Origin of the sequence: Streptomyces verrucosisporus, from assembly GCF_017114865.1 — a bacterium.
Classification (GTDB): domain Bacteria; phylum Actinomycetota; class Actinomycetes; order Streptomycetales; family Streptomycetaceae; genus Streptomyces; species Streptomyces fenghuangensis.
Map to the genome: position 1 here is coordinate 1 of NZ_JADEYH010000046.1, position 26056 is coordinate 26056.

The following is a 26056-nucleotide window of genomic DNA, read 5'->3' on the forward strand; positions in this document are numbered from 1 at the left end:
GTTTCCTGCCATGGGTGCCACCCGGTTCGCTTGAGTCGATCGCTTCACATCAGAAGACGCTAGCGCCTGCCACTGACAATCGGCCCGGACGCCGTCCCCAGCAGCCCGGCCTCTCCATAAGAATGGCTGTTCGATTTTTGTGTCAAGTTGCCCCACACCCCTGTGGAAAACCGGGGAGGACCTGGAAACCAGCAGCTCAGGGGCGCTTCAACTGATCGGCCGTGAGGAACTGTGCGCCCTCCCCGGGACTCACCTCAGCTCGGCGGGCACGTCCACGGCCGCGCAGACCGCGCGCCAGACATCCTTCGCCCCCCACCCCGCCTCCAGTGCCTCGTGGACCGTCCGGCCGCCCAGCTCGGACATCACGTGATCGCGTGCGAAGGAGTCGGCGTACGCCTCACCGAAGTGGGCCGCCATCCGCTCCCAGAAGACCGTCAAACGCATGCGCCCAGTATCCGTCCGCCCGGCTCCTCCTCAGCCGGGCGGACGGAGAGGAGCCGGGCGGAGGGCAGGCCTATCCCAGGGCCCGCAGCCCCGCGGTGACCAGGACTGCGGCGGCGACCACCACCAGGAAGGGCGCACGCAGCACCAGAGCGACCGCCGCGGCCGCGAGACCTCCCGCGCGCGCGTCGGCCACCAGTGCGCCGCCCTCGCCACCGAAGGTCTGCTGCGCGGTGAGCGCCGCCAGCAGCGCCACGGGCAGCAGGGCCGCCAGCCTCCGCACCAGCGGACGCTCCAGCGCGCCGGCCGGCACCAACAGTCCGAGCAGCTTGACGAGGTAGCAGCCGACGGCCGTCGCCCCGATCGCGATCCACACGCCCGCCGTGCTCATCGCCCCTCCCCTCCGTCCGGCCCCTTGGCCCGCAGCCCCCGCACCAGCAGTACCAGCGGCGCGGCGAGCGCCGCCACCAGCACCGGGACCCCGGCCGGGAGAACCGGCAGGAGACCCAGCCCCAGCAGCACCGCGAGCCCGGCCGTGGCACGCTCGGCGACCGTGCGCAGCATGGGCGCCAGCAGCGCCAGGAAGACGGCCGGACCCGCCGCGTCCAGCCCCCATGCGGCGGTGTCGCCGAGGGCTGCGGCGCCCAGCGCGCCGAGCAGCGTGGTGAGATTCCACAGCAGGTAGAGGGTGATGCCGGTGACGGTGAACCCGATCCGCGCCGCGCGCCGGTCCCGCTGGGCAAGGGCGACCAGGGATGTCTCGTCGATGACCAGGTGTGCGGCCGCCGGCCGCACCGCGCGCGGCAGTCGCAGCAGCGAGGACAGCCGCAGTCCGTAGAAGGCGTTGCGGGTGCCGAGGAAGAAGGCGCCGGCCGCGGCGGTGAGCGGGCCGCCGCCCGCGGCGAGCGCTCCGACCAGGGCGAACTGCGAGGAGCCGGTGAAGACCAGCAGGCTGAGCGCGCAGGTCTGCGCGAGGCTCAGCCCGGCTCCGGCGGAGGTGACCCCGAAGGCGAGTCCGGACAGGCCCACGGCGACGCCGACGCCGAGGGCGTCGCGGATCACGGCCCTGTCGTCCCCGCCGCGGTCGGCGGCGGGCGATGCCGTGGGGGGCGTGCCCTCCCCGGCCGGGCGGACCCCGGCGGGAAGGGCGCTCTGGGTGGTCTGGTTCCTCTCGGGCACGGCGCGATGCTAGGCGCGGCCCTCCTGCCCGGTCTTGTACGTTCTTGCGCGTTCGCGCTGGTAGGCGCCCGGCGGCACGCCGACGATCCGGCGGAAGTGCCGTCCCAGGTGCGGCTGGTCGGTGAAGCCCGCGGCGACGGCCGCCTCGGCGGGCGGCACCCCTTCCTCCAGCAGCCGGCGGGCGCGGCGGACCCGGGCGCTGGTCAGCCAGGCGTGCGGCGGCATTCCGTACCGCTCGCGGAAGGCCCGCAGCAGCGAGAACGGGCTCGTCCCCAGCTCTGCGGCGAGCACCTCCAGCGTGGGCGGGTCGGCCATCCGTTCCAGGAGGATCTCGCGGGCGCGCGCCGCCTTCCACGCACCCGCCGTGCGGGCCGTACGCGTGGGAAGCGCGGCGCCGTTACGGCGCAGCAGCCTGGTGACGACCACCCGCAGCAGGGTGTCGGCGGCCAGGGCGTTGCCCTGCTCCGCGGCCCGGTGCACCTCGGTGATCAGGCGCGCGGCCTCCGGATCGTGCACGACGGGCTCGGCGAACCCCGGGGTGCCCCGGACGGCCGTCGTCTCCGCGGCGATGGCCGCGATCGTGCGGGAGGAGGGGTAGAGCGTGGCGTACGCCCAGCCCTCGGGGACCCCGGCGCGCGCGGTGTGCGCCACTTCCGGGTTGATCATGACGACGGACCCCGCGCCGGCCCGCTCCACCCCCTGCGGCAGCCCGACCTCCTCGACGCCACCGGTGACGGCCGCGAGCACGTAGCCGTCGTGGGCGTGCTGGGGGAAGGTGTGCCTTATGTAGCGGGCGCGCAGCAGGTCCGTGTCCGGCAGCCGGTCGTACCGCCAGTGCCGTGCCCACTCCTCCGTGCCCATGTCCTCCATTGTGCGGGGCCCGCGCGAGGCCCCCGCCGGGGATCCGGTCACGGGGTCGGCGCCCGGACCGCCGGCGCGGAGATGCCGCGGGGATGTCAGTGAGGGGGTGCACGATGGAGGCCATGGACCGGTCACCGGCTCTCGACGCCTTCTCCCCCGCGACCCGCTCGTGGTTCACGGGGGCGTTCCAGGCCCCCACCGCCGCCCAGGAGGGCGCCTGGCGGGCGATCGCCGAGGAACGCGACGTCCTGGTCGTCGCGCCGACCGGCTCCGGGAAGACGCTGGCCGCCTTCCTCGCCTCCCTGGACCGGCTGGCCGCCACGCCGCCTCCCGCCGATCCGGTCCGCCGCTGCCGTGTGCTGTACGTCTCACCGCTGAAGGCCCTGGCGGTGGACGTCGAGCGCAATCTGCGCAGCCCGCTGACGGGCATCCGCCAGGAGTCGGTCCGGCTCGGGCTTCCCGAGCCGGACATCCGCGTCGGGGTCCGCTCCGGCGACACCCCGGCCACCGAGCGCCGCGCGCTGGTCCGGCGTCCGCCGGACATCCTGATCACCACCCCCGAGTCGCTGTTCCTGATGCTCACCTCCGCCGCCCGCGAGGCCCTGCGCGCAGTGGAGACGGTGATCCTGGACGAGGTCCACGCCGTGGCCGGGACGAAGCGCGGCGCCCATCTGGCGCTCTCCCTGGAGCGCCTGGACGAGCTGCTGGACCGCCCGGCCCGCCGCATCGGGCTGTCGGCGACGGTGCGGCCGGTGGACGAGGTGGCGCGTTTCCTCTCGCCCCGGCGCGGCGCGCACGTGGTGCAGCCGCCCTCGGGCAAGGAGTTCGACCTGTCGGTCGTGGTGCCCGTGCCGGACATGGGCGAGCTGGGCGGCTCGCCGGTGCGGGACGCGGGCGGCGAGGGGCCCGGCGGTCAGGGGGACCGGCCCTCCATCTGGCCGTCGGTGGAGGAGCGGATCGCCGACCTCGTCCAGGCCCACCGCTCCACCATCGTCTTCGCCAACTCCCGGCGCCTGGCCGAGCGGCTGTGCAACCGGCTCAATGAGATCGCCTACGAGCGGGCCACCGGCGAGCCCGTCCCCGAGGGCCACTCGCCCGCGGAACTGATGGGGGGGTCGGGAGCCTCGGGGGGCGCTCCGCCGGTGCTGGCCCGCGCCCACCACGGCTCGGTCTCCAAGGAGCAGCGCTCCCAGGTCGAGGAGGACCTGAAGGCGGGCCGCCTGCCTGCGGTGGTGGCCACCTCCAGCCTGGAGCTGGGCATCGACATGGGCGCGGTGGACCTCGTGGTCCAGGTGGAGTCCCCACCCTCGGTCGCCTCCGGGCTGCAGCGGGTGGGCCGCGCCGGGCACCAGGTGGGCGCGGTCTCGGCCGGGGTGGTCTTCCCCAAGTACCGGGGCGATTTGGTGCAGTCCGCGGTGGTCACCGAGCGGATGCGCGAGGGCGCCATCGAGGCCCTGCGCACCCCCTCCAACCCGCTGGACGTGCTGGCGCAGCAGATCGTCGCCATGGCCGCGGTGGACACCTGGGACGTCGACGAGCTGCTCGCGGTCGTACGGCGCGCCGCGCCCTTCGCCTCACTGCCGGAGTCGGCGTACACCGCCGTGCTGGACATGCTCGCCGGGCGCTACCCGTCCGACGCCTTCGCCGAGCTCCGTCCCCGCCTGGTGTGGGACCGCGTCGCCCACACCGTCGCCGGGCGCCCCGGGGCGCAGCGGCTGGCGGTCACCTCCGGCGGGACGATCCCCGACCGCGGGCTGTTCGGCGTCTTCCTCGCCGGCTCCGACCCGAAGAAGGGCGGCGGTCGCGTCGGAGAGCTGGACGAGGAGATGGTCTACGAGTCGCGGGTGGGCGATGTGTTCACCCTCGGCACGACCAGCTGGCGCATCGAGGACATCACCCGCGACCGCGTCCTGGTCACCCCCGCCCCCGGCGTCCCCGGGCGGCTGCCGTTCTGGAAGGGCGACCAGCTCGGCCGCCCGCTGGAGCTGGGCCGCGCGCTGGGGGCGTTCCTGCGCGAGATCGGCGGGGCGGCCCCGGAGGCCGCCCGGGAGCGGCTGGCGGCGGCCGGGCTGGACGAGTGGGCCGTGGACAACGTCCTGGCCTACCTGGACGAGCAGCGGCAGGCCTGCGGGCACGTCCCCGACGACCGCACGATCGTGGTGGAGCGCTTCCGCGACGAGCTGGGCGACTGGCGGATCGTGATCCACTCCCCCTTCGGCGCCCAGGTGCACGCGCCCTGGGCGCTGGCGCTGGGAGCGCGGCTGGAGGAGCGGTTCGGCATGGACGCGCAGGTGATGCACGCCGATGACGGCATCGTGCTGCGGCTGCCCGACACGGACCTGATGGGCTTCGGCCTCGGCGAGGATTTCGGCGCGGACTTCGGCACGGCCCCGGTCCCGGAGCCCGCGGACACCCCGGACCGCGACCCCGACCAGCCACCCGTCGGCGCCACCGACGTCCTGTTCGACCGGGACGAGGTGGAGCGGACGGTCACCGACCAGGTCGGCGGATCGGCCCTGTTCGCCTCCCGCTTCCGCGAGTGCGCCGCCCGCGCCCTGCTGCTGCCCCGCCGCGACCCCGGCCGGCGCACCCCGCTGTGGCAGCAGCGCCAGCGGGCCGCCCAACTGTTGCAGGTGGCGAGCGAGTTCGGGTCGTTCCCGATCGTCCTGGAGGCGGTGCGCGAGTGTCTTCAGGACGTCTTCGACGTACCCGGACTGGCCGAGCTGATGGGCGATGTCGAGTCGCGCCGGGTGCGCCTGGTGGAGGTCACCACACCCGAGCCGTCCCCGTTCGCCCGCTCCCTGCTGTTCGGATACGTCGCCCAGTACCTGTACGAGGGCGACTCCCCGCTGGCCGAGCGCCGTGCCGCCGCGCTGTCGCTGGACTCCCGGCTGCTGGCCGAGCTGCTGGGCCGGGCCGAGCTGCGCGAGCTGCTCGACCCGGAGGCGCTGGCCGAGCTGGAGCGCGAGCTGCAGTGGCTCCCCGGCGAGGGCTCCGACGGCGGCGGGGCCGGCGTGGTCCCCCGGGTCAAGGACGCCGAGGGCGTCGCCGACGTACTGCGCCTGCTGGGCCCGCTCACCGAGGAGGAGCTGGCCGAGCGGGGCGCCGAACCGCAGTGGGCGCGGGAGCTGGAGCACGCCCGCCGCGCCATCCGCGTCCGTGTCGCGGGCCGGGAGCACTGGGTGGCGATCGAGGACGCCGGGCGGCTGCGCGACGCGCTGGGCACGGCGCTGCCCGTCGGCGTGCCCGAGGCCTTCACCGAGCCCGTGGCCGATCCGCTGGGCGACCTGCTGGCCCGGTACGCCCGCACCCACGGCCCGTTCACCACCGCGCGGGCCGCCGGACGGTTCGGCCTGGGCACCGCGGTCGCCGACGGCGCGCTGCACCGGCTGGCGGCGGCCGGCCGGGTGGTACAGGGCGAGTTCCATCCCTCGGGGGTCGAGCAGGAGTGGTGTGACACAGGCGTGCTGCGGCGGCTGCGCCGCCGCTCCCTGGCCGCACTGCGTCAGGAGCTGGAACCGGTGCCGCCCGCCTCGCTCGCCGCGTTCCTGCCCCAGTGGCAGCATCTGGGGACCGGGGCCGGAGGGCTGCGCGGGATCGACGGACTGCTGCGCGCCGTCGAACAGCTCCAGGGCGCTCCCGTGCCCGCCTCCGCCCTGGAGAGGCTGGTCCTGCCCTCCCGGGTGGCCGACTACCATCCGGCGATGCTGGACGAGCTGACCGCAGCCGGGGAGGTGCTCTGGGCGGGCGCGGGCGCGCTGCCGGGCAAGGACGGCTGGGTCCGCGTCCACCTGGCCGACGCCGCCCCGCTGCTGCTGCCCGACGCCCTCCCCCTGGAGTTCACCCCTCTCCACCGGGCGGTCCTGGAGGCCCTCTCGGGCGGGTACGGCCTTTTCTTCCGGCAGATCGCCGACCGGGTGCGCGCCGAGGGACGTGAGGCGTCCGACGCCGAGCTGGCCGAGGTCGTATGGGACCTGGCCTGGTCCGGGCGGCTCACGGGCGACACCCTGGCCCCGCTGCGCGCACTGCTCGGTTCCGGCCGCACCGCGGGGGCCACGGCGCACCGCGCCAGACGGAGCACCCCCCGTGGCCGGTACGGCTCCCTCGCCTCCCTGTCACCCACCACGCCGACCGGTGCGCCCCGCCGCCCCACCGCCTCCCGCAGCGGTGCCCCGACGGTCGCCGGCCGCTGGTCGCTGCTGCCCGACCGGGAGACCGACCCCACCCACCGGGCCCATGCCCTGGCCCGCACCCTGCTGGACCGGCACGGCGTGGTCACCCGGGGCGCGGTCGCCGCCGAGGGGGTCGAGGGCGGCTTCTCGGCCGCCTACCGCGTGCTGTCGGTCTTCGAGGAGAGTGGCCAGGCACGCCGCGGCTACGTGGTGGAGGGCCTGGGCGCCGCCCAGTTCGCCGTGGACGGAGCGGTGGACCGGCTCCGCGCGATCAGCACGGCCCGGGAGAAGCCCGAGGGCTCCCGCCCGCGCGCCGCCGTGCTCGCGGCCGCCGACCCCGCCAACGCCTATGGCGCCGCCCTTCCCTGGCCCGATCCGCCGACGGTGGCCCCCTCGCAGGACGGCGGACCGGGCCGGAGCAGGACGACCGCGTCGCACAAGCCGGGCCGCAAGGCCGGCTCCCTGGTGGTGCTGGTCGACGGCGAGCTCGTCCTCTACCTCGAGCGCGGCGGCAGGACGCTGCTGGCCTGGCAGGCCGAGGGGCCGTCACTGAACGCCGCGGTCGAGGCGCTGGCCGGGGCCGCGCGACGCGGAATGCTGGGCACCCTAACCGTGGAGCGTGTCAACGGCTCCCCGGCCCTGACCTCCCCCGTCGGATCGGCCCTGGAGACCGCGGGCTTCCACGCCACCCCGCGCGGGCTGCGGCTGCGCGCATGACGGCCCGCCGACCGGCAGCCGACGGCCGGCACGAAAAGCCGCGAGACGCGTGGGGACGGCTGGGGCGGGAAGCGTTCGGAAAGCGGAAGCCGAAAGCGACGGACAGGGAAGGACGGCCCGGTGCCCGAGGGAGACACCGTCTGGCGCACCGCCCGGCAGCTGCACCGGGCGCTGTCCAAAGCGCCCCTCGTCCGCTGCGACCTGCGTGTGCCCAAGCTCGCCACCGTCGACCTCGCCGGGCGCGAGGCGCTGGAGACCGTCGCGCGCGGCAAGCACCTGCTCACCCGCTTCGAGGGAGGTCTGACGCTCCACTCCCATCTGCGGATGGACGGCGCCTGGCGCGTCTACGATCCGGGCCGGCGGTGGAGCGGCGGCCCGGGCCACCAGATCCGCGCCGTCCTCGCCACCGAAGCCCACTCGGCCGTGGGGTATCGCCTCCCCGTTCTGGAGTTGCTGCGCACCGCCGGCGAGGACAGGGCCGTCGGCCATCTGGGCCCGGACCTTCTGGGCCCCGGCTGGGACGAGGCGAAGGCGCTGAGCCGCCTGCTGGCGGATCCCGCCCGCCCCGTCGCCGAGGCGTTGCTGGACCAGCGCAATCTGGCCGGGATCGGCAACGTCTACGCGGCGGAACTCTGCTTCCTGGTAAGGGCGACACCCTGGCTGCCGGTCGGTGAACTCCCTTCCCCCGAACGCCTGACGGCCCTGGCCAAGAAGCTGCTGGAGGTCAACAAGGACCGCACGCTCCGCGTCACCACCGGCGACGTGCGCGCCGGCCGGAACCTGTGGGTGTACGGCCGTGCGGGCAGACCGTGCCCGCGCTGCGGTACGACCGTCCGCACCTGGGTGCCCGGGCCCTCCACCACCCAGCGCGTGGCGTACTGGTGTCCCGGCTGTCAGACGGGACCGCCTCCCCCGCCTGCCTGAAAGACGGCTCCGCCGGGAGAGGCGCCCGGAAAGCGGTCCGGCGACGCACGGCGCCGCGGCTCTGCCCGGCGACGCGACGGGCCCGGCCCGGACACGTCTCCCGTGTCCGGGCCGGGCCCGTGGTGGCTCCCTTGCAGAGTACGCCCGTTACCGCACGGCTCAGGCGGCGACGACGTCCACGGCCTCCGTCGGCGCCTTGATGGTCACCCGCTCCCCCGACCGCTCCGTGACGGACGTCACGGTCACCGGGTTGAGAACGGGACGGCGCATCGGCGCGGGGACCGTGTCGCTCGCCGCGGACTGCGCCAGCTCCGCGAGCGCCAGCTCGTCGCTGACCTCCCGCATCAGCTCGGACATCCGCACGTCCAGCGCCTCGCAGATCGAGGCGAGCAGTTCGGAGGAGGCCTCCTTCTGCCCCCGCTCGACCTCGGAGAGGTAGCCGAGCGACACCCGGGCGGACGAGGAGACTTCGCGCAGGGTACGGCCCTGGCGCTGGCGCTGCCGACGCAGCACGTCACCCAGCAGGCGACGGAGCAGAATCATCGGTGGCTCCCTCCTAGGACCGCTGACCCGGATCCTTCTTGCCCCACCGTACCGCCTTGGGCCGCGGCCGTGCGGGGGGCGATGCTGTGTTCACTCAGGGCTGCAAACATCCATTCCCCCCACTGTGTTCCGTATCCTTTGTCGGCGCATTTTCCATGAGTTCGCTCAGAAGCAGCTGGATGACGGCTCGTACGCTTCCGTCACGGATCTCCGCGCGGTCGCCGTCCAGGTCCAGTCGCAGCGCCACGGGACGGGTGCCCCCACCGCTCCCCTCCGGTCCGGCGACCGCCACGTAGACCAGGCCCACCGGTTTGCCGTCCTGCGGCTCGGGGCCGGCCACCCCGGTGGTCGCCACGCCCCAGTCCGTGCCCAGTACGCGTCTGACCCCGGCCGCCATCTGCCGGGCCACCTCCGCGTCGACCGCGCCCCGCTCCCGCAGCAGCCCCTCGTCCACGCCGAGGACCTCGTGCTTGACCTCGGTGGCGTAGGCGGTCACCGAGCCGCGCACGGTCGCCGAGGCGCCGGGGGCGGCGGTCAGCTCGGCCGCGACCAGCCCTCCGGTCAGCGACTCGGCCGCGGCGACGGTCTGGCCGCGGTCCGCCAGCAGCTTCAGCGCCTGCGCGGTGACCTGCCTGGTCTCGTCGGTGCCGCCGTCGGGACCGGGTCCGGGATCGGTCTCCCGCTCACCGCTCATCGGCGCGCTCCCCCGCCAGACCTGCCCGCCGCAGGACCAGCGCCTGCCGTACGTAGTCCAGCCCGGTGCCGACCGTCAGCACCACGGCCGCGGCCATCACCCACCAGCGCAGCGTGGCGAGCGGCCCGGTCAGGACCAGGATGTACATGCCCACGGCGACGCCCTGGGCGAGCGTCTTCATCTTCCCGCCCCGGCTGGCCGGGATGACGCCGTGCCGGATCACCCAGAAGCGCATCAGGGTGATGCCGATCTCCCTGAACAGGATCACCCCCGTGACCCACCAGGGCAGGTCGGAGAGCGCCGACAGGCAGATCAGCGCCGCGCCCATGATCGCCTTGTCCGCGATCGGGTCCGCGATCTTGCCGAAGTCGGTGACCAGGTCGTACCGCCGCGCCAGCTCGCCGTCGAAGAGGTCGGTGATCATCGCGATGGAGAAGGCCGCCCAGGCGAAGGAGCGCCAGACGGGATCGTGCCCTCCGTCGGCGAGCATCAGGAACACGAAGGCCGGCACCAGGAGCAGCCTCACCATGGTGAGGATGTTCGCGATGTTCCACAGGCTCACCGCGCGGACCGCGGTGGCCTTCCGCTGCGCCATGGCTCCACCACCCGCTGCTGAGGCCGGGATGTCCGTCATGCCCCCGCCTCCTCACTCTCGGAGCACCCCCGGACGTCGTCCGGGGGCGGCTCGGCAACGAGGTCCACACCCTCGGTCGCCACCACCTTCGCTTCGACCATCTGTCCCACGGAGAGCTGCGAGGAGCCGGTGAGGCCGGCCAGGAGCGTCTGCCCGTCGGTCTCGGGGGCCTGGTGTGCCCCGCGCCCGACCGGGCCGTCCTCGCCGTCCACCGACTCGACCAGTACCCGTACGGTCTCCCCGACGCGCTCCTCCGCGCGCTGCGCGGTCAGCTCCTCGGCGAGCCGCGAGATGTGGTCCAGCCGCTCGGCCACCTTCTCGGGGTCGGTCTTGTGCTCGTAGGTCGCCGCTTCGGTACCTTCCTCGTCCGAGTACCCGAAGACTCCGATCGCATCCAGCCTGGCCGCGACGAGAAAGCGTTCCAGTTCCGCGAGGTCCGCCTCGCTCTCGCCGGGGAAGCCGACGATGAAGTTGGAGCGGACGCCCGCCCGCGGCGCCCTGGTGCGGATGGTGTCCAGCAGTTCGAGGAAGCGGTCGGTGTCGCCGAAGCGCCGCATGGCGCGCAGCACACCCGGAGCGGAGTGCTGGAAGGAGAGGTCGAAGTAGGGTGCGACCTTCTCCGTCCCGGTCAGGACGTCGATCAGTCCGGGCCGCATCTCGGCGGGCTGCAGATAACTCACCCGGATCCGCTCGATGCCGTCCACCGCGGCCAGTTCCGGCAGCAGCGTCTCCAGCAGACGGATGTCGCCGAGGTCCTTGCCGTAGGAGGTGTTGTTCTCGGAGACCAGCATGATCTCCTTCACCCCCTGCTCCGCCAGCCAGCGGGTCTCGCCCAGCACGTCCGAGGGACGCCGGGAGACGAAGGCCCCGCGGAAGGAGGGGATGGCGCAGAACGAGCACCGGCGGTCGCAGCCGGAGGCCAGTTTCACCGAGGCGACCGGGCTGCTGTCCAGCCGCCTGCGCAGCGGCGCCCGCGGGCCCGAGGCAGGGGCCACCCCGTCGGGCAGGTCGGCGGGGGCCGAGGCGGCCGAGGCGGCGTCCCCGTGGCCGGGCAGCGCGACGGCGGCGCCCTGCCGCTGCGCCGGGCTGACGGGCAGAAGCTTGCGGCGGTCCCTGGGGACGTGGGGGACGTGGGCACCGCCGGAGAGGATGGTCTGAAGGCGGTCGGAGATGTCGGTGTAGTCGTCGAAGCCGAGCACCCCGTCGGCCTCCGGCAGCGCCTCGGCCAGTTCCTTGCCGTAGCGCTCGGCCATGCAGCCGACGGCGACCACGGCCTGGGTGCGGCCGTGGTCCTTGAGGTCGTTGGCCTCCAGCAGGGCGTCTACGGAGTCCTTCTTGGCGGCCTCGACGAAGCCGCAGGTGTTGACAACGGCGACGTCGGCGTCGGCGGCTTCCTCGACGAGCTCCCAGCCGTCCGCCGCCAGACGACCTGCGAGCTCCTCCGAGTCCACCTCGTTGCGGGCGCATCCAAGGGTGACGAGGGCGACGGTACGGCGTTCGGGCATGGGCTCAAGACTACTTCGTCCCACCCGGCCCGCCCGCCGCCAGGGTTGTGTCACCCCTGTTCCGGATCTCCCTTGGTGTAGCTGACGCGCTGCACCTGGCCGACCTCGCCGACCTTGTCGACCTCCTTGCCGTTGACGAAGAGGGTGACCGCGCCGGCGTTGCCGAGCACCAGATCGATCCGCTTGTCGTCGGTGAAGGTCCTGGAGTCGCCGTCCTGCAGGACGCCTTCCTCCAGCAGCCGCCCGTTGTGGGCCTCGGCGGAGAACCAGCTCTTGCCGTCCTCGGCCACCAGCTTGATCGTCACCTTGTCGGCGGGCGCGGCGGCGATGGCGCTCTCGGAGACGGACGGTTCCGGATCGGGCTCGGGACCGGCGGGCTTGGCCGGATCCGGCTCGCCGGCGGGATCCGGCGACGGGCCACCCCCGGCCACCGGGGTGCGCGCCGACTCGTCGCCGCTGAAGAGGGTGAAGCCGACGAAGCCGACCACGGCCACGATCGCGGCGACCATGGCGGCGGTCCAGTTCGGACGGCTCGGCTCGGGCCGGATGCGCTCGGCCTCGAAGAGGGCGGCCGCGGGGGTGGGCGCCGGACGGCCGCCGTGCTCGGCGTCGTACTGCGCCACCAGCTCGTCCGGATCGAGACCGACGGCCTTGGCGAGGGTGCGGACATGACCGCGGGCGTAGACGTCGCCTCCGCACCTGGAGAAGTCGTCCTGTTCGATGGCGTGCACGATCGGGACGCGCACACGGGTGGTCGCACTGACCTCGTCCACCGTCAGTCGCGCGTCGATACGGGCTTTCTGGATCGCCTGACCGACCGAAGGCCGGTCTTCTGGGGGAGAGTTGCCGATGGACACGGGGGCGCCTTTCGAGCGTGTAGCCACCTGCTGGATGTTCAGTCTAGAGGGGGTACGGAAGGGTGGGGCAAGCGGGCGGAGGGAGCCTGTCCGCCATAGGGATGGCCGTTCCGCCCGTTGGTGAACACCGGCCGCACCCTCCTTCACGTTGACGTCTTGCCAGGGGAAAGGGTTGCCCAGCTCATCCCTACGAGTGAGTTTCCCCTCGGATCATCGCGAGCACGTCATCCAGCTCGTCGGGTTTGACCAGGACGTCCCGCGCCTTGGAGCCCTCGCTGGGGCCGACCACCCCGCGCGACTCCATCAGGTCCATCAGCCTGCCCGCCTTGGCGAACCCCACACGCAGCTTGCGCTGGAGCATCGAGGTGGACCCGAACTGCGTGTTGACCACCAGTTCGGCCGCCTGGCACAGCAGGTCCAGATCGTCGCCGATCTCCTCGTCGATCTCCTTCTTCCTGCTCTGCCCGGCCGTGACGTCGTCGCGGAAGACCGGGGTCATCTGCTTCCTGCAGTGCGCCACGACGGCCCCGACCTCCTCCTCCGTCACGAAGGCGCCCTGCATACGGGTGGGCTTGCCCGCCCCCATCGGCAGGAACAGCCCGTCGCCCTTGCCGATCAGCTTCTCGGCGCCCGCCTGGTCGAGGATGACCCGGCTGTCGGCGAGCGAGGAGGTGGCGAAGGCCAGGCGCGAGGGCACGTTCGCCTTGATCAGACCGGTGACGACGTCGACGGAGGGGCGTTGGGTGGCCAGCACCAGATGGATGCCCGCCGCCCGCGCGAGCTGGGTGATCCGCACGATCGCGTCCTCCACGTCGCGCGGCGCCACCATCATCAGGTCGGCCAGCTCGTCCACGATGACCAGCAGGTACGGGTAGGGGGCGAGTTCCCGCTCGCTGCCCTCGGCCGCCTTCACCTTCCCCGCGCGCACCGCGGCGTTGAAGTCGTCGATGTGGCGGAAGCCGTAGGCGGCCAGGTCGTCGTAGCGCAGGTCCATCTCGCGCACGACCCACTGCAGCGCCTCGGCGGCCTTCTTGGGGTTGGTGATGATCGGGGTGATCAGGTGCGGGACGCCCTCGTAGGCGGTCAGCTCCACCCGCTTGGGGTCCACCAGCACCATCCGGACGTCCTCCGGGGTGGAGCGGATCATCACCGAGGTGATCAGGCAGTTGATGCAGGACGACTTCCCGGAGCCGGTCGCGCCCGCCACCAGGATGTGCGGCATCTTCGCCAGGTTGGCCGTGACGTAGCCGCCCTCGACGTCCTTGCCGAGCCCGACCAGCAGCGGGTGGTCGTCGCCGGCGGCCTCCGCCAGCCGGAGCACGTCGCCGAGGTTGACCATCTCGCGGTCGGTGTTGGGGATCTCGATGCCGACCGCCGACTTGCCCGGGATCGGACTGATGATCCGCACGTCCGGGCTGGCGACGGCGTAGGCGATGTTCTTGGCCAGTGCGGTGATCTTCTCGACCTTCACCGCCGGGCCCAGCTCCACCTCGTAGCGCGTGACCGTCGGGCCGCGGGTGAAGCCGGTGACGACGGCGTCCACCTTGAACTCGGAGAAGACGGTCGTCAGCGACTCCACGACCGCGTCGTTGGCCGCGCTGCGGGTACGGCCCGGCCCGCCGCGCTCCAGCAGGTCGAGCGAGGGCAGCGCGTAGGTGACGTCCCCGGCGAGCTGCAGTTGCTCGGCGCGCGGCGGCAGGGTGCCGGCGGGCGGCTCGGCCGGCGCCTTGGTCAGGTCCGGCACGGAGGCGGTTCGCCCCGTCTCCTGCGTGCTCTCCTGCTCCCGCCCTTGTTCCTGGCTCTGCCGCTCACCCCGGCCGTCCCGCTGGTCGCGGACCGAGCTGGTGAGGTCCGCGACCAGCGGCGAGGGCTGTACGCCGTGCAGGACGGCGTCCTCCAGCTGGGCCGCTGCGGCGGCGGCCACGTCCACCGCGCCGGGAGAGCCGTCCGGGGTGCGCGGGGCCCGGCGGGCGCGGCGCCGGCCGTCCAGCGCCTCCTTCTCGGCCCGGAACGCGTCGTCGCCGTCCTTGCGCAGCCTCGCCCGCCGCGGCCGGGGTTCCTCCTCGCCGTACGCGTCGCGGTCGGCGTAGCCCTCCGGCCCGCCGGGACCGGCGTCCTCCGCCACCAGCCCCAGCCGCACGCCCAGTTGGCGCAGCCGCTGGGGAACGGCGTTGACGGGGGTGGCGGTGACGACGAGCAACCCGAAGACGGTCACCAGCAGCAGCAGCGGTACGGCCAGGGCCGCGCTGACGGTGAGGACCAGCGGCTGGGAGACCGCCCAGCCGATCATGCCGCCCGCGTCCCGTACCGCCTCGTGGCCCTCGCCCCGCCCCGGCGAACCGCAGGCGATGTGCACCAGTCCCAGTACACCGACGGCCAGGGCGGACAGTCCGATGACGATGCGTCCGTTCGCCTCCGGCTTCTCCGGGTGCCTCATCAGCCGCACCGCGACGGCGCCCAGCAGCACCGGCGCCACCAGGTCCATACGGCCGAAGGCCCCGGTCACCAGCATCTCGACCAGTTCGCCCACCGGCCCCTGCAGGTTGGACCAGGTGCCGGCCGCGATCACCAGGGCGATGCCCAGCAGCAGCAGCGCCACCCCGTCCTTGCGATGCGCCGGATCCAGCCCCCTGGCCCCGCGGCCTATGCCGCGCAGCAGCGCCCCGACGGTATGCGCGACGCCGAGCCAGACGGCCCTGACCAGCCGGAAGATCGCGTTGGTGGGAGACGGCGCGGGTCTGGGCGGAGCCTTCGCCGCCGTTTTCCTCGCCGCTTTTCCGGCCGCCGCCTTCCTGGGCGCGGCAGGCCTCGGTGCCGGGGCCTTCCTGGCGGGAGCCTTCTTGGCGGGCGCCTTCTTGGCAGCCTTGCCGGACGTACGTGAGGCCATGGTGCCGAGATTACCCGCGAGAGCCCCTCGGGACACGGACGCCCGTGCGGTCGGCGGGACGGGGCGCGCCCGCCCCGCGGCACACCGGACCCGGCGGGATGACGCCTCGCCGGAAGCGCCCGCTCGCCTGGCGGCGAATCAGTTCTGCTACGGAAGCGAGGCCGACCGGCCGTCGTTGCCCGGCTCCAGGGCGTCCAGCGCCCGCCGCAGACCGGTGAGCTTGCGCTCCAGATGGGCGGCCGTGGCGACGGCCGCGGTGTCCGGGGATTCGTCCAGGTGTTTGGAGAGCGCCTCGGCCTGCTCCTCCACCGCCGCCAGCCGCGCGGAGAGTTCGGCCAGCAGACCCGAGGGCTCCGCCGCCTTGTCGCCGTCCTCGCCGGAGCCCCGGCCGTCCAACTGCAGCCGCAGCAGGGCGGCCTGCTCACGCAGCTGAACGTTCTTCATGTACAGGTCGACGAAGACCGACACCTTCGCACGCAGCACCCACGGGTCGAACGGCTTGGAGATGTAGTCCACAGCGCCGGCCGCGTAGCCGCGGAAGGTGTGGTGCGGACCGTGGTTGATGGCCGTGAGGAAGATGATCGGGATGTCCCGGGTACGCTCCCGCCGCTTGATGTGGGCGGCGGTCTCGAAACCGTCCATGCCCGGCATCTGCACGTCCAGCAGGATGACCGCGAAGTCGTCCGTGAGCAGCGCCTTGAGCGCCTCCTCCCCTGACGATGCCCGCACCAGCGTCTGGTCCAGCGCGGAGAGGATGGCCTCCAGCGCCAGCAGATTCTCCGGTCGGTCATCGACCAGGAGGATCTTGGCCTTCTGCACCATGGCCCGTCCTCCTCGCCCCGGCAGCGCTCTGGACGCTGCCACCGGCAACGACTCCTTTGCGCCGCCCGTTCCTGTGCCGGTCATGGTAGCCCCACCTCGCGGCCCACCACACCCTGTCACCGAGATGTCACTGTGCACGTACTTGAAACGCTGTGAGAGACCCGAAGGTTCCCCGATTGCAGCATTTCCACACCTAATGCGTCACACTTCATCGGCACGCCGCCGACCACGGAACCATCGCACATCACTCCCCGCGCATCCACCGCGTCATGACGGACAGCAGATGATCGGTGTCCACCGGTTTGGTGACGTAGTCGGACGCCCCGGACTCGATGCTCTTCTCCCGGTCGCCCTTCATCGCCTTCGCCGTCAGCGCGATGATCGGCAGCCCGGCGAACTGCGGCATCCGCCGGATCGCCGCGGTCGTGGCGTAACCGTCCATCTCCGGCATCATGATGTCCATCAGGACGACCGCCACGTCGTCGTGCTGCTCCAGCACCTCGATGCCCTCGCGCCCGTTCTCGGCGTAGAGCACCTGCAGGCCGTTCTGTTCCAGCACGCTGGTGAGCGCGAAGACGTTGCGGATGTCGTCGTCGACGATGAGCACCTTCTCGCCGTCGAAGGCGCCCCGCGGGCGCTCCCCCGCCCTCTGGACGGTCTCATGCCACGCCTCCGTGCCGCTCCCGGCCTCCTGCGGTACGGGCCGTTTCCGCGGCATGGGGGGCAGCTGGCGGCGGCGGGACGCGAGGGCCGCCGCGGCGCGCTCGGCGGCGGGTACGTCCAGGCTTCCGCCCGCCTCCCGGACCGGCTCCCCCCCGTCGCCGTACGCGACGGGCACACCCGACCCGGCGGAGGAGGCCCCGTCCCCGGCCGCGGGCGCGGCCTCCGCGGAGCCCTCGCCCGGCTGCGGGTGGCCCTGGGGCGGCAGGTCGCTGGTCGTCAGGGGCAGGTAGAGGGTGAACGTCGAGCCGCGGCCCGGCTCGCTGACCGCGTGGATCTCACCGCCGAGCAGCCGCGCGATCTCCCGGCTGATGGACAGTCCCAGCCCGGTACCGCCGTACTTGCGGCTGGTCGTGCCGTCCGCCTGCTTGAAGGCCTCGAAGATCACACGCATCTTGCTCTGCGCGATCCCGATGCCGGTGTCGGTCACCGAGAAGGCGATCAGATCGGAGTCGGCGTCGCGCAGCGAGCCGTGCTCCAGCATCTGCTCGCGGATCGACTCCGGCACGTCCGACCCGGCCGACCGGATCACCAGCTCCACCGCGCCGCTGTCGGTGAACTTCACCGCGTTCGACAGCAGGTTGCGCAGCACCTGCAGCAGGCGCTGCTCGTCGGTGTGGAGGGTGGGGGGCAGCTCCGGCGAGACCCGCACGGAGAAGTCGAGCCCCTTCTCCGCGGTGAGCGGCCGGAAGGTCGCCTCCACGTAGTCCACGAGCTGCACCAGCGCGATACGGGTCGGGCTGACGTCCATCTTGCCGGCCTCGACCTTGGACAGGTCCAGGATGTCGTTGATCAGCTGGAGCAGGTCGGAACCGGCGCCGTGGATCGTCTCGGCGAACTCCACCTGCTTGGGCGAGAGGTTCCCCTCGGCGTTGTCGGCCAGCAGCTTGGCGAGGATCAGCAGCGAGTTGAGCGGAGTGCGCAGCTCGTGCGACATGTTCGCCAGGAACTCGGACTTGTAGCGCATCGAGACCGCCAGCTGCTCGGCACGCTCCTCCAGGACCTGCCGGGCGTCCTCGATCTCGGAGTTCTTGATCTCGATGTCGCGGTTGGTCTTGGCCAGCAGCTCGGCCTTCTCCTCCAGCTCCTCGTTCGAGGCCTGCAGGGCACGCTGCCTGCTCTCCAGCTCCACCGAGCGCTCCTGGAGCTGCTCGGCCAGCTCCTGCGACTGCCGCAGGAGCACCTCGGTCTTGGTGTTGACGCTGATGGTGTTGACGCTCGTGGCGATCATCTCGGCGATCTGGCTCAGGAAGTCCTTCTGGATCTGGGTGAAGGGCTGGAAGGTGGCCAGTTCGATGACGCCGAGCACCCTGCCCTCGAAGAGCAGCGGCAGCACGATCACCTGGGCGGGCGGCGCCTCGCCGAGCCCGGAGGCGATCTTCAGATAGCCGGGCGGCGTGTGCTCGACGAGGATCGTGCGCTTCTCGTCGGCCGCGATGCCCACCAGGGACTCGCCGGGCAGGAAGGTGGTGGGCATGGTGCCCGGGGAGTAGCCGTAGGTGCCGATCATCCGCAGCTCGTACGAGCCGTCCTCGCTCGCCCCCACCCCGAGCTCCGGGCCGCCGCCGGTCGGGGCCGCGACGAAGAAGGCGCCGTGCTGGGCGGAGACCACCGGGGTCAGCTCGCTCATGATCAGCCGTGCCACGTCCTCCAGGTCGCGGCGTCCCTGCATCAGACCGGAGATGCGGGCGAGGTTTCCCTTGAGCCAGTCCTGCTCCTGGTTGGCGAGCGTGGTCTCGCGCAGTGTGGCGATCATGGTGTTGACGTTGTCCTGCAGTGCCAGGATCTCGCCCGCGGCGTCCACGTCGATCTTCACGTTGTGGTCGCCGCGGGTCACCGCGGCGGCGACCGCCGCGATGGCGCGCACCTGACGGGTCAGATTGCCCGCCATCTCGTTCACCGACTCGGTGAGGTCCTTCCAGGTGCCCGAGACGCCGTCGACCCGCGCCTGACCGCCCAGCTGGCCCTCGGTGCCCACCTCGCGGGCGACCCGCGTGACCTGCTCGGCGAACGAGGACAGCTGGTCGACCATCGTGTTGATGGTGGTCTTCAGCGCCAGGATCTCGCCGCGCGCGTCGATGTCGATCTTCTTGGTGAGATCGCCCTTGGCGATCGCGGTGGTGACCATCGCGATGTTGCGGACCTGGCCGGTGAGGTTGGAGGCCATGGAGTTCACGGACTCCGTCAGGTCCTTCCAGGTGCCCGACACCCCTGGCACATGGGCCTGGCCGCCCAGGCTCCCCTCGGTGCCCACCTCGCGCGCCACCCGCGTCACCTCGTCGGCGAACGACGACAGGGTCGTCACCATGGTGTTGACGGTGTCCGCGAGCTGGGCGACCTCGCCACTGGCCTCCACGGTGACCTTCTTGGTCAGGTCGCCGTTGGCGACCGCGGTGGCGACCTGGGAGATGTTGCGCACCTGCCCCGTCAGGTTGGACGCCATCAGGTTGACGTTCTCGCTCAGGTCCTTCCAGATGCCGGTGACCCCCGGCACATGGGCCTGGCCGCCCAGGATGCCCTCGGTGCCCACCTCGCGCGCCACCCGCGTGACCTGCTCGGCGAAGGAGGACAACTGGTCCACCATCGTGTTCACGGTCGTCACCAGGGCGAGGATCTCCCCCTTGGCGTCGACGGTGATCTTCTTGGACAGGTCGCCCCGCGCGACCGCGGTGGTGACCTCGGCGATGTTGCGCACCTGGGAGGTGAGGTTGTTCGCCATGCCGTTGACGGACTGGGTGAGGTCCTTCCAGGTGCCCGAGACCCCCTCGACCTCGGCCTGGCCGCCCAGGATGCCCTCCGTGCCCACCTCGCGCGCCACCCGCGTGACCTGCTCGGCGAAGGAGGAGAGCTGGTCGACCATCGTGTTGAGGGTGTTCTTCAGCTCCAGGATCTCGCCGCGCGCGTCCACGTCGATCTTCTGCGACAGGTCACCGCGCGCCACCGCCGTCGCGACCTGGGCGATGTTGCGCACCTGAGCCGTGAGGTTGCCCGCCATTCCGTTGACCGAGTCGGTCAGGTCGCGCCATACCCCGGCCACGCCCGGCACCTGCGCCTGGCCGCCCAGGCGTCCCTCGGTGCCTACCTCGCGGGCCACCCGGGTGACCTGGTCGGCGAAGGCGGACAGCTGGTCGACCATCGTGTTGATGGTGTTCTTCAGCTCCAGGATCTCGCCGCGCGCGTCGACCTCGATCTTCTGCGACAGGTCGCCCCGCGCCACCGCCGTCGTCACCTGGGCGATGTTGCGCACCTGGGAGGTGAGGTTGCCCGCCATGAAGTTGACGGAGTCGGTGAGGTCCTTCCAGGTGCCCGAGACGCCGTCGACCCGCGCCTGACCGCCCAGACGTCCCTCGGTGCCCACGTCCCGGGCCATCCGGGTCACCTGCTCGGCGAACGACGACAGCTGGTCGACCATGGTGTTGACGGTGTTCTTTAGCTGGAGCATCTCGCCGGAGACGTCCACCGTGACCTTCTGCGACAGATCGCCGTTGGCGACCGCCGTCGTCACCTGCGCGATGTTGCGGACCTGGCCGGTGAGGTTGCGGAAGGCGGTGTTCACCGAGTCGGTGAGGTCCTTCCACGTCCCCGCCGCACCCGGCACCTGCGCCTGACCGCCCAGCTCGCCCTCGACACCGACCTCCCGGGCGACCCGGGTGACCTCGGAACCGAAGGCGGAGAGCTGGTCCACCATGGTGTTGACGGTGTTCTTCAGCTCCAGCATCTCGCCGGAGACGTCCACCGTGACCTTCTGCGACAGATCGCCGTTGGCGACCGCCGTCGTCACCTGCGCGATGTCCCGCACCTGGGCCGTGAGGTTGCGGAAGGCCGTGTTCACCGAGTCCGTGAGGTCCTTCCACGTCCCCGCCGCACCCGGCACCTGCGCCTGACCACCCAGGACGCCCTCGGTGCCGACCTCGCTGGCCGCGCGCGTCACCTCGTCGGCGAACGTCCGCAGCGTCTCGGTCATCGTGTTGATGGTGTCGGCGAGCTGCGCCACCTCGCCGCGCGCGTTCACCGTCACCTTCTGCGACAGGTCTCCGTTGGCGACCGCGGTGGTCACCCGTGCGATCTCACGCACCTGGGAGGTGAGGTTGCCCGCCATCGTGTTGACGGAGTCGGTCAGGTCCTTCCACACACCGCCGGCGCCCGGCACCCGCGCCTGGCCTCCGAGCTGGCCCTCGGTGCCCACCTCGCGGGCGACGCGCGTCACCTCGGACTGGAAGGCGGAGAGCTGGTCGACCATCGTGTTGACGGTGTTCTTCAGCTCCAGCATCTCGCCGGCCACGTGCACGGTGACCTTGCGCGACAGATCGCCCTTGGCGACCGCGGTGGTCACCAGCGCGATGTCGCGGACCTGGGCGGTCAGCCGGGACGCCATCGTGTTGACGGAGTCGGTCAGGTCCTTCCAGGAGCCGGACATACCGCGCACCCGCGCCTGGCCGCCCAGCTTCCCCTCCGTACCGACCTCGCTGGCTACGCGCGTCACCTCGTCGGTGAACGTCGAGAGCTGGTCGACCAGCCCGTTGACGGTGCGCCCCACCTTCAGGAACTCGCCCCGCAGCGGATGCGTCGCCCCGCCCGGCCCCTGGACCCGCAGGTCCATCCGCTGTTCCAGGTCTCCCTCGGCCACCGCCGACAGCACCCGGCCGACCTCGGAGACGGGCCGCACCAGATCGTCCACCAGCGCGTTCGACGCGTCGATGGCCGTGGCCCAGGCTCCCTCGCAGGCTCCCGTCTCCAGGCGCTCGGTCAGCTTGCCGTCCTTCCCGACCACCCTGCGCACCCGTGCCAGCTCGCTGGTCAGATGAAGGTTGCGGTCGGCGACCTCGTTGAAGACCGCGGCGATCTCGGCCATCGGGCCGTCGCCGGCGACGGTGAGGCGCTTGCGGAAGTTCCCGTCCCGCATCGCCTCCAGGGCGGTCAGCAACCGGTTGACCGCGGCCGCCTCCACCTCGATCACCCCGTTCGCCCGAGACCGTCCGCTCCTCGTGCGCGTGCTGGCGCCTCGCGCCGCTCCGCCAGACTGCACCGTGTCCCTCCCGCTGGGTCGAACGTTCCGCCCGGGCATTCACTTCGAGCCTTCCCAGTGTTTCACCATGCTGGAACCAGGCGATAACAGTTCGGCAGCATCGCACACCACCGACTGAACGCCTCAAGGGGGAAACACCCGTATCCGGGGCCCGCCGGTACTGCGAACGTAAGTAACCTGGCATCCGGCTGTCCATCCACTCCGGCCCGCCGGGTGCGAAGGACACGTGGTCACGACGGGTATTCGAAGGGGCGCTGCGGTGGACGAGGCGAGTGCCGGGCAGCGGCTGGCCGCGGCGGTGGGCGCCCAGCGGGGCCCCCTGCCGCCCGCGCGTACGGACGGCGACGACAGATCCATGGGGAGAACAGTGATCACGGCGCGAGCAGCGGCCACCTTCGAGCCGGTCGGACGCTCGGTCGCGAGTGCCCGCGCCTTCGTACGCGACACCCTCCAGGGCTGGGGCCTGGCCGACATCGTCGACGATGCCGTCGTCCTCACCAGCGAGCTGGTCACCAACGCCGTCGTCCACGCCGGCACCGCCGCCGATGTCCTGTGCCTGCGCGACGGCGACGCAGGCGTGCGCGTGGAGGTCGCCGACCACTACCCCGACCGCGGGCTGCCCGTCCAGGACCTGGGCCACCACTTCGGCGACCCCGACCGCGAGGGCGGCCGCGGCCTGCTGCTGTGCGCCTCGCTCGCCGACCGCTGGGGCGTGGAGTACACCGCCGTCGACAAGCGCGTCTGGTTCCGCCTGGAGCTTCCCGAGCGCCCGGTCGGCACCCGCAGCGCCGGTCCCGCCCTCCCTGACAGCGCCCTGCCCGCCACCGACACCCGGGTCCGTGTCGCCGTCCTGCAGGTCGACCGCTCCGGTGCGGTCTCCGCCTGGAACGACGACGCCCACGAGCTGTTCGGCTACACCGCCGAGCAGGTCACCGGCAAGCCGCTGACCGACCTCGCCGCCTGGCCCCACACCCCCGGCATCGGCACCGGAATCGCCGAGGCCCTGACCCTCTCCCGCTGGGAGGGCTCGTACGGCATCCGCGATTCGGACGGCCGCACCGTCCCGGTCTACGCCTCCCACCTGCGCGTACGCGACGCCGACGGTGAGCCGTCCACCGTCTGCCTGCTGGTGCGCGACCACGAGCGCGCGGTGCTGCAGTCCCCCGCGCGCGGTGCGGCGTCCGACTCCACCGGCGCCCCGGAGAGCCGCGACCGGGCCGGCGCCGACCCCTTCGAGACATTCATCGGCTCCCCTCCTCCGGACGACCTCGACGGCCTCCTCCAGCGCACCGTCGAACGCGCCCGCGACATGCTCGACGGCGATGCCGCCTTCCTTCTGCTGGCCACGGACGACGAGACCGAGCTGGAGGTCCGCGCCACCACCGGTCTGCCCTCCGCCCGTCAGCGCTTCGCCCGCGTTCCCGTCGAGGCGGGCAGCGGCCGCTACGGCTCGGCCCGGATGCCCTCGGTCCACGAGGACCTCTCCGCGGTCCCCGGTGCGGTCCCCCTCCTGGAGGGGACGGGGATGCGCTCGGTCGTCACCGTCCCACTGAAGGTCGAGGGGCGGCTGACCGGCTCCCTGGGCGTCTCGGCCGAGGGCCCGGGCCGCTACACCAACGAGGAGGCCCTGCGGCTGCAGTTCGCCGCCGACCGGATCGCGCTCGCGGTGGAGTCCGCGCGCCTGACCGAGCTGGAGCGGCTGCGCCGCGGCTCGCTGTCCTTCCTCGTGGAGGCGTCCGACCTGCTCGCCGGCACCCTCGACCGTGACCAGACACTCGCCCTGATGGCCCAGATGACGGTCCCCACCCTCGCCACCTGGTGCGCCGTCTACACCATCGCCGACCAGTCCTCCGAGCCCGAGCTCTCCTACGTCCTGCACGAGGACGAGGACCGCATCGACGGCCTCAAGGCCCTTCTGTCCAAGGTCCCCCCGCCCGATCCGGTACCCACCCCCGGCGCACGGGTGTGGACCGCCCCGGGCGACGCGGCGCACTCCGCCGCGCTGCGCACCTCCCTGCGCAGCCTGGGCCTGGACCAGAGCGGCCTCTCCCTCGACCGCCTCCCCGCCTCCATCTCCTCCAACGTCGCCGGCACCACCCTCGCCACCGCCGCCACGGTCGGCGGGGAGACGGTGGTGCTGCCGCTGGTGGCCCGCAACCGCGTCATCGGCATGCTCACCCTGGGCAAGCCGACCGAGGAGCGCTTCCGCCAGGAGATCCTGGAACTGGCCGAGGACCTCTCCCGCCGGGCCGCCCTCGCCCTGGACAACGCCCGGCTCTACAGCGAGCGCACGGCCATCAGCCAGTCCCTCCAGCGCAGTCTGCTGCCTCCCGAGCTCCCCGATGTCCCCGGCGTCGAGGTCGAGGTCATCTACCGCGCCGCGGGCGAGGGCAACGAGGTCGGCGGCGACTTCTACGACCTCTTCCCCATCCGCGACGGCGCCTACGGCTTCGCCATCGGAGACGTCTGCGGCACCGGTCCCGAGGCCGCGGCCGTCACCGGGCTGGCCCGGCACGCGCTGCGCCTGCTGGCCCGTGAGGGCTTCGGAGGCCCGGCCGTCCTGGAGCGGCTCAACGCCGCGATCCTCGACGAGGGCGCCCGCAGCCGGTTCCTGACCCTGCTCTACGGCGAGCTGTGGCCTCAGCCCGAGGGCGGCGCCGTCCTCAAGGTCGTCTGCGCGGGCCACCCTCTTCCACTCCGCCTGCGTCAGGACGGCACCGTCGAGCCGGCCGCGGAGCCTCAGCCGCTGCTGGGTGTGATGGACGATCTGGAGCTGTACGAGGAGACCGTCACCCTCGATCCGGGCGATGTCCTGCTGTGCGTCACCGACGGCGTCACCGAGCGCCGTGAGGGCGACCGCATGCTCGGCGACGACGGCCTGGCCGACGTCCTCACGACATGCACGGGTCTGACGGCGGGCGCGGTGGCCGCGCGCATCATGCGCGCGGTGGAGCGTTTCGCCGCCGACGCCCCTTCCGACGACATGGCGATCCTCGCGATGCGCGTTCCCGAGTGACGGTGCGCGCCCCGTGGAGCGCACACCGAAACAACGGAAGGGAGGAGGCCCCCGCCTTGAGGCGGGGGCCTCCTCCCTTCCTCCAGAGCCCCAATACGGAATCGAACCGTAGACCTTCTCCTTACCATGGAGACGCTCTGCCGACTGAGCTATTGGGGCGAGCCAGCGGGATAGATCATACCTGAATCACGGGGCGGCTTTGACCATCCGGCCCGTCCGGCTCTCTCCGGGCCCCGTGCCTCGCTCGCCTTCCGCCGTTCAGCAGGCCGGTTCCATCAGCAGACCACCCAGCGCGTTGCAGGCCGAGACGATCCGCTGCAACTCGCGGCGGGTCATCGACGACTCCAGCGGCAGCGCCAGGCACTCCCCCACCGCCCGCTCCGTCTCGGGCAGCCGGACATCCGCTCGGAACTCCCGCAGACGGTGCACAGGCGTCCTCACCGGCACGTGGCACCGCACCCCGCGGGCCCGCAGAGCCTGCTTGAAGACATCCCTGTCGGGCCGCCCGTTCCCCGGCACCCGCACCACGTACTGCTCGTAGGTGTGACGCGTTCCAGGCGCGGCGCTCGGGACGACCACACCGGTCAGCCTCGCGTTCAGGAACTCGGCGTGCTGCCTGCGCCGAGCGGTTTCCATCGAGGAGAAGACAGCCGGCTCTCCGGGCTCGACCACCTTCATTCCATGGCTCTGCGCCAGGGCGTGCAGACAGACCATGTCGGCGGGGTGCCCGAAGAGGTGTACGGGGACCACCGCGGCGGTCCGCTCGTTCAGCACCGCGGCGACGGAGGCGGGGTCGATGCAGAGACTTCCGGGCTCGATGTCGGCGAATACGGGCAGAGCACCGGTCACCCGTACGGCCGCCGCCACCTCGCTGTCGCAGTACGCAGGCACGATCACCTCGTCCCCGGTACCTATGCCCTGCTTGTCGAGCCTGGCTCGCAGCGTGCCGCTCAGCGTCGTCGTCCCCATGACCGAGATGCTGGCGGCGCCATGTGAACTTACGGTTACACAACACAGAAAGGCCGTGGTCCCCGGAATTAAATCCGGGGACCACGGCC

At 72.3% G+C, this 26056-nt stretch carries 16 protein-coding genes and 1 tRNA gene; 3 read left to right on the forward strand and 14 right to left on the reverse strand.

The annotated features are described in order from the left end of the window. Positions 1-249 precede the first annotated feature (249 nt). The 4 genes from IQ279_RS26510 to IQ279_RS26525 all read right to left on the reverse strand — a co-directional run bounded on the left by IQ279_RS26510 (position 250) and on the right by IQ279_RS26525 (position 2481). Complete coding sequence (locus tag IQ279_RS26510) at positions 250-444, reverse strand: DUF3046 domain-containing protein (RefSeq protein WP_206351862.1); 195 nt, start codon at positions 442-444, stop codon at positions 250-252. A gap of 70 nt (positions 445-514) precedes the next feature. Continuing rightward, positions 515-832 (reverse strand): AzlD domain-containing protein, encoded by a 318-nt coding sequence (locus tag IQ279_RS26515; RefSeq protein ID WP_206351863.1) that lies wholly within the window; start codon positions 830-832, stop codon positions 515-517. Continuing rightward, positions 829-1503 (reverse strand): AzlC family ABC transporter permease, encoded by a 675-nt coding sequence (locus IQ279_RS26520; RefSeq protein ID WP_307792553.1) that lies wholly within the window; start codon positions 1501-1503, stop codon positions 829-831. The genes IQ279_RS26515 and IQ279_RS26520 overlap by 4 nt, the downstream gene beginning before the upstream one ends. A gap of 126 nt (positions 1504-1629) precedes the next feature. After that, a complete protein-coding gene (locus tag IQ279_RS26525; protein ID WP_372445245.1) occupies positions 1630-2481 on the reverse strand; it encodes an AraC family transcriptional regulator in 852 nt (283 codons plus the stop codon). 113 nt (positions 2482-2594) lie between these two features. On the opposite strand from IQ279_RS26525, the gene IQ279_RS26530 reads away from it, so the two are divergent. Together IQ279_RS26530 and IQ279_RS26535 are read left to right on the forward strand one after the other, a co-directional pair. Beyond that, positions 2595-7370, forward strand: a complete 4776-nt coding sequence (locus IQ279_RS26530) for an Lhr family ATP-dependent helicase (RefSeq protein WP_206351866.1) — start codon at positions 2595-2597, stop codon at positions 7368-7370. Between the two features lie 120 nt (positions 7371-7490). Further along, positions 7491-8294, forward strand: coding sequence for an Fpg/Nei family DNA glycosylase (locus IQ279_RS26535; protein ID WP_206351867.1), 804 nt, complete (start codon positions 7491-7493; stop codon positions 8292-8294). Positions 8295-8453: 159 nt separating this feature from the next. Here the strand turns inward: IQ279_RS26535 and IQ279_RS26540 are convergent, their stop codons facing one another. From IQ279_RS26540 to IQ279_RS26575, 8 genes are all read right to left on the reverse strand, one after another. Then, positions 8454-8837, reverse strand: a complete 384-nt coding sequence (locus IQ279_RS26540; RefSeq protein WP_093663381.1) for a helix-turn-helix domain-containing protein — start codon at positions 8835-8837, stop codon at positions 8454-8456. Positions 8838-8931: 94 nt separating this feature from the next. After that, positions 8932-9531, reverse strand: a complete 600-nt coding sequence (locus tag IQ279_RS26545; protein ID WP_206351868.1) for a CinA family protein — start codon at positions 9529-9531, stop codon at positions 8932-8934. Next, complete coding sequence (gene pgsA, locus IQ279_RS26550) at positions 9521-10165, reverse strand: CDP-diacylglycerol--glycerol-3-phosphate 3-phosphatidyltransferase (RefSeq protein WP_206351869.1); 645 nt, start codon at positions 10163-10165, stop codon at positions 9521-9523. Before pgsA ends, IQ279_RS26545 begins: the two co-directional genes overlap by 11 nt. Beyond that, complete coding sequence (gene rimO / locus IQ279_RS26555) at positions 10162-11670, reverse strand: 30S ribosomal protein S12 methylthiotransferase RimO (protein WP_206351870.1); 1509 nt, start codon at positions 11668-11670, stop codon at positions 10162-10164. Before rimO ends, pgsA begins: the two co-directional genes overlap by 4 nt. A gap of 50 nt (positions 11671-11720) precedes the next feature. Continuing rightward, positions 11721-12527, reverse strand: a complete 807-nt coding sequence (locus IQ279_RS26560) for a helix-turn-helix domain-containing protein (RefSeq protein WP_206351871.1) — start codon at positions 12525-12527, stop codon at positions 11721-11723. Between the two features lie 187 nt (positions 12528-12714). Then, positions 12715-15414: a DNA translocase FtsK gene (locus IQ279_RS26565; protein ID WP_206351872.1), complete on the reverse strand. Its 2700-nt coding sequence runs from the start codon at positions 15412-15414 to the stop codon at positions 12715-12717. Positions 15415-15561: 147 nt separating this feature from the next. Next, complete coding sequence (locus tag IQ279_RS26570; protein ID WP_206351875.1) at positions 15562-16236, reverse strand: response regulator; 675 nt, start codon at positions 16234-16236, stop codon at positions 15562-15564. Between the two features lie 244 nt (positions 16237-16480). Beyond that, positions 16481-21982: a HAMP domain-containing protein gene (locus IQ279_RS26575; protein WP_206351873.1), complete on the reverse strand. Its 5502-nt coding sequence runs from the start codon at positions 21980-21982 to the stop codon at positions 16481-16483. A 367-nt stretch (positions 21983-22349) separates the two neighbouring features. Here IQ279_RS26575 and IQ279_RS26580 point away from each other — a divergent pair, with 367 nt between their 5' ends. Further along, on the forward strand, positions 22350-24998 hold the full coding sequence (locus IQ279_RS26580; RefSeq protein WP_206351876.1) for a SpoIIE family protein phosphatase: 2649 nt from the start codon (positions 22350-22352) through the stop codon (positions 24996-24998). Positions 24999-25084: 86 nt separating this feature from the next. On the opposite strand, the gene IQ279_RS26585 is transcribed toward IQ279_RS26580, so the two are convergent. Continuing rightward, positions 25085-25157 (reverse strand) — tRNA-Thr (locus IQ279_RS26585). A gap of 99 nt (positions 25158-25256) precedes the next feature. Further along, entirely contained in the window at positions 25257-25967 is a 711-nt protein-coding gene (locus IQ279_RS26590; RefSeq protein ID WP_206351874.1) for a DegT/DnrJ/EryC1/StrS family aminotransferase, read from the reverse strand. Between the last annotated feature and the right edge of the window lie 89 nt (positions 25968-26056).

Bases quoted from the DNA above. Each gene is read 5' to 3' on its own strand.
- IQ279_RS26570 (WP_206351875.1), bottom strand. From the start codon at position 16,236: ATGGTGCAGAAGGCCAAGATCCTCCTGGTCGATGACCGACCGGAGAAT.
- IQ279_RS26540 (WP_093663381.1), bottom strand. From the start codon at position 8,837: ATGATTCTGCTCCGTCGCCTGCTGGGTGACGTGCTGCGTCGGCAGCGC.
- IQ279_RS26510 (WP_206351862.1), bottom strand. From the start codon at position 444: ATGCGTTTGACGGTCTTCTGGGAGCGGATGGCGGCCCACTTCGGTGAG.
- pgsA (WP_206351869.1), bottom strand. From the start codon at position 10,165: ATGACGGACATCCCGGCCTCAGCAGCGGGTGGTGGAGCCATGGCGCAG.
- IQ279_RS26515 (WP_206351863.1), bottom strand. From the start codon at position 832: ATGAGCACGGCGGGCGTGTGGATCGCGATCGGGGCGACGGCCGTCGGC.
- IQ279_RS26525 (WP_372445245.1), bottom strand. From the start codon at position 2,481: ATGGGCACGGAGGAGTGGGCACGGCACTGGCGGTACGACCGGCTGCCG.
- IQ279_RS26590 (WP_206351874.1), bottom strand. From the start codon at position 25,967: ATGGGGACGACGACGCTGAGCGGCACGCTGCGAGCCAGGCTCGACAAG.
- IQ279_RS26530 (WP_206351866.1), top strand. From the start codon at position 2,595: ATGGAGGCCATGGACCGGTCACCGGCTCTCGACGCCTTCTCCCCCGCG.
- IQ279_RS26545 (WP_206351868.1), bottom strand. From the start codon at position 9,531: ATGAGCGGTGAGCGGGAGACCGATCCCGGACCCGGTCCCGACGGCGGC.
- rimO (WP_206351870.1), bottom strand. From the start codon at position 11,670: ATGCCCGAACGCCGTACCGTCGCCCTCGTCACCCTTGGATGCGCCCGC.
- IQ279_RS26565 (WP_206351872.1), bottom strand. From the start codon at position 15,414: ATGGCCTCACGTACGTCCGGCAAGGCTGCCAAGAAGGCGCCCGCCAAG.